The sequence below is a fragment of the Modestobacter sp. KNN46-3 genome (assembly GCF_011039295.1).
On record NZ_JAAKGN010000316.1, the window covers coordinates 1 to 1,646 of the forward strand.

The 1,646-nt window shown below is 76.7% G+C and carries 2 protein-coding genes; both read right to left on the reverse strand.

What is annotated here, in order from left to right:
* Positions 1-64: 64 nt before the first annotated feature.
* Positions 65-1,033, reverse strand: a complete 969-nt coding sequence (gene mshD / locus G5C62_RS26920; protein WP_164703400.1) for a mycothiol synthase — start codon at positions 1,031-1,033, stop codon at positions 65-67.
* Positions 1,017-1,646, reverse strand: a 630-nt coding sequence (locus G5C62_RS26925; protein ID WP_164703401.1) for a response regulator transcription factor, incomplete at its 5' end; no start/stop codon positions are given. The genes G5C62_RS26925 and mshD, both read right to left, overlap by 17 nt.

Below are 1,646 nucleotides of genomic sequence, written 5' to 3' on the forward strand. Positions count from 1 at the left end.
CGCCGCGTGGCGGGGCGCCGACGGGCGGATCGGGCCGCTCAGCGAGGGACGGCGACGAGGGCGCTCAGCGCCGGGGCTCGCGCCGCCAGGAGACGTCGACGGCGTGCCGGGTGAACCCGCTCCGCTCGTACAGCGCGACGGCGGTGCTGTTCTCCTCCTCGACGTAGAGGAGCACGGCGGACAGCCCCCGGGCGCGCAGGTGCGCCAGCCCGACGTCGGTCAGGGCCCGCCCCAGCCGCATCCCCTGCGCGTCCGGGTCGATGCCGAGCACGTAGACCTCGCCGATCGGCTCGTCGCCGACGTCGCCGGCCGGGTGCACCTTGGTCCAGTGGAAGCCCAGCAGCTCTCGCCCGCCCGGCGTCTCCCGCCAGGCGAGGAAGAACCCGGCCGGGTCGAACCAGGCCTCGGCCTCGCGCAGGGCCAGGTCGCCGCGGGTCCACCGGCCCTGCTCCGGGTGGGAGGCGAAGGCGCGGGCGTTCACCCGCAACCAGGCGTCCTCGTCGGTGGCCGGCCGGAACGTCGCGACGGACACCCCGGCGGGCAGCACCGGGCGGGGGTCGGGGTCGACCCCGTCCAGCGGCCGGCGCATCTGCAGCAGCACGCGCGCCCGGTCGTAGCCGCGGCGGCGGGCGAGCTCTGCCGAGCCGGGCAGCTCACCGTGGGCCCACACGCGCAGCGGACGGTCGCCGGCGAGCTCCTCGAGCCGGGCGACCAGGGCGGTGCCCACGCCGCGACGGCGACTGGCCGGGGCCACCACGAGCTCGGCCTCGGCCTCCGGGTCGCCGGGCGGGAGCTCCAGCCGGGCGTAGCCGAGCAGCGTGCCGGCGTCGTCCCGCACGACGAGGTCGGCGCCACCGACCGGGCCGCCGTGCTGCAGTCGCAGCTCGGACTCCTCGGAGACCGGCCGGACACCGTCGGCGGCCAGCGCGGCCTCGAGCAGGGCCCGCACCTCCCCCACGGCGGCGGCGGGGAGCCGCTCGGAGACCTCGACCTGCACCGGGCTCAGCGGGCCGGGCTCAGGAGAGCGGGACACCGGTGTCGAGCGCCGCCACGTTGGCCGCCGCGGTCGCGTCGGCGACCTGCTGGTCGAGCTTGTAGCCGACGTTGCGCACGGTGCCGATCAGCGCCTCGTGCTCGGCGCCGAGCTTGGCGCGCAGCCGGCGGACGTGCACGTCGACGGTGCGGGTGCCACCGAAGTAGTCGTAGCCCCAGATCTCCTGCAGCAGCTGGGCGCGGGAGAAGACCCGGCCCGGGTGCTGGGCGAGGTACTTGAGGAGCTCGAACTCCTTGTACGTGAGGTCCAGGGGGCGGCCGCGGAGCTTCGCCGAGTAGCTGTGCTCGTCGATGACCAGCTCGCCGGCCTTCGTCACGCCACCCTCCAGGCCGTCGGCGGGGGCAGCGGCGGCCAGCCGACGGGCGGCGGCCCACTTCAGCCGGGCGTCGACCTCGGCCGGGCCGGCGGTGTCGAGCACGACGTCGTCGACGCCCCAGTCGGCCGACAGCGCGACGAGGCCGCCCTCGGCCAGCACCGCGACCAGCGAGGCGGCGACACCCGTCGAGGCCAGCAGCGAGCACAGGGTCCGGGCGGAGACGAGGTCGTGCCGGGCGTCGACCAGGACGACGTCCCCGGCGTCACCGTCGAGCAG